The sequence below is a fragment of the Rhodococcus sp. BS-15 genome (assembly GCF_000813105.1).
In the GTDB taxonomy this organism is placed as follows: Bacteria; Actinomycetota; Actinomycetes; order Mycobacteriales; family Mycobacteriaceae; genus Rhodococcoides.
The window spans coordinates 1-1652 of record NZ_BAOX01000523.1; the positions used below are offsets into that span (position 1 = coordinate 1).

General features: G+C 66.0%; 2 protein-coding genes and 2 pseudogenes. 3 read left to right on the top strand and 1 reads right to left on the bottom strand.

Annotated features, from left to right (window positions below):
* Positions 1-346 (top strand): annotated as a pseudogene (locus RHBS_RS27565) (rRNA small subunit methyltransferase B); the annotation flags it as partial.
* Positions 347-363: 17 nt separating this feature from the next.
* Here the strand turns inward: RHBS_RS27565 and RHBS_RS27570 are convergent.
* Entirely contained in the window at positions 364-753 is a 390-nt protein-coding gene (locus RHBS_RS27570) for an MmcQ/YjbR family DNA-binding protein (RefSeq protein WP_121869937.1), read from the bottom strand.
* 35 nt (positions 754-788) lie between these two features.
* Between RHBS_RS27570 and rpe the strand changes: the two genes are divergently transcribed.
* Positions 789-1463, top strand: a complete 675-nt coding sequence (gene rpe, locus RHBS_RS27575; protein ID WP_121869936.1) for a ribulose-phosphate 3-epimerase — start codon at positions 789-791, stop codon at positions 1461-1463.
* Positions 1463-1652, top strand: a pseudogene (locus tag RHBS_RS27580) (bifunctional diaminohydroxyphosphoribosylaminopyrimidine deaminase/5-amino-6-(5-phosphoribosylamino)uracil reductase); the annotation flags it as partial. The gene rpe and the pseudogene RHBS_RS27580, both read left to right, overlap by 1 nt.

Below are 1652 nucleotides of genomic sequence, written 5' to 3' on the forward strand. Positions count from 1 at the left end.
TCCGTGCACCGGGCTCGGTGCTCTGCGCCGCAGGCCGGAGGCCCGGTGGCGTCGTCAACCCTCCGATGTGGCGGCACTGGTGACCATGCAGAAGGAACTTCTGGCCGCGGCGATCGAGCTGGTACGCCCGGGCGGAGTGGTGCTGTATTCGACCTGCTCGCCGCACCTGTCCGAAACCACCGCCGTCGTCGCCGACGCGGTCCGTCGCTACGGCGTCGAACAGCTCGATACCCGCGAGCTGGTTCCCGGAGTGCCGCAACTCGGCGACGGTACGTCGGTGCAACTGTGGCCGCATCGACACGGCACGGATGCAATGTTCATGGCGGCGCTGCGTAAACCGATGTGACCGGGAAGGCGGCAGAATCAGTCGCCGGCCAGGAATGCCTCGGCCACGTCTCTCGGGGCGTAGACCAGCCAACCGTCGATGATCAGTTCTCGCAGTTCGTCGTCCTCGGTGTTGTCGATGTCGACCAGAACGGCAGCGAACCCGTCGAAATGCGAGATGGTGAAGCACGCCCGCGGGTGGGCGGCGAGGATGGCTTCCTTCTCGTTGAGGTCAGCGGTGCGGACGGCGAGGATCGGCCCGCTGGGCGGGATCTCGTCGCCGAACCGCTTCAGATCGGCCTTGCTGAACGGACGAATCCACGCGAACACGTTCTTGCCCACCGACCACGCCGGATGGCCGTACCGAACACTCTCGGTGACCTCGGGCAACTCGGCGATCACCGCCGTCACGGAATCCATGGTGGTCATGGGCGAACGATACCGCTGGGCTAGGCTCGTCAATCGTGGTTTCCCCGATGATTGCCCCCTCGATCCTGTCCGCAGATTTCGCGCGTCTGGCTGCCGAAGCCGATGCCGTGTCCGGAGCCGACTGGCTGCACGTCGACGTCATGGACGCGCACTTCGTACCCAACCTCACCCTGGGGCTGCCGGTCGTGGAGAGCTTGCTGAAGGCGACGAACATTCCGATCGACTGCCACCTGATGATCGAGGACCCGGCCCGCTGGGCGCCGCCGTACGCCGAGGCGGGTGCGTACAACGTCACCTTCCACGCCGAGGCAACCGACGACCCGTCCGCCGTCGCACGAGACATCCGGGCCGCGGGAGCCAAAGCCGGACTGTCCGTCAAGCCGGGAACACCCATCGAGCCGTACCTCGAGATCCTGCGCGACTTCGACACGTTGCTGGTGATGAGTGTGGAGCCGGGATTCGGCGGACAGTCGTTCATGCCGGAGGTACTCGCGAAAGCGAAAGCCGTTCGAGCACTTATCGATTCCGGTGATCTGCGACTGATCGTGGAAATCGACGGTGGCATCAACTCCGACACGATCGAGCAGGCCGCAGAGGCGGGAATCGACTGCTTCGTCGCCGGCTCGGCCGTCTACAACACCGCCGATCCCGCAGCTGCTGTGCGCGACCTACGCGACCGAGCCGCCCGCGCATCACACCACCTGTCGTAATGAACGGCCAGGGCGCAGCACTGTCCGTCGCGGACGCCATGGCCCTCGCCGTCGAGGCATCCGAGTCCGCCCGCGGCATCAGCAGTCCCAATCCTGCTGTCGGCGCTGTCGTTCTCGATGCCAGTGGCGTCGTCGTCGGTATCGGCTCGACGCGTCCGCCCGGCGGTCCACACGCCGAGATCGTCGCGA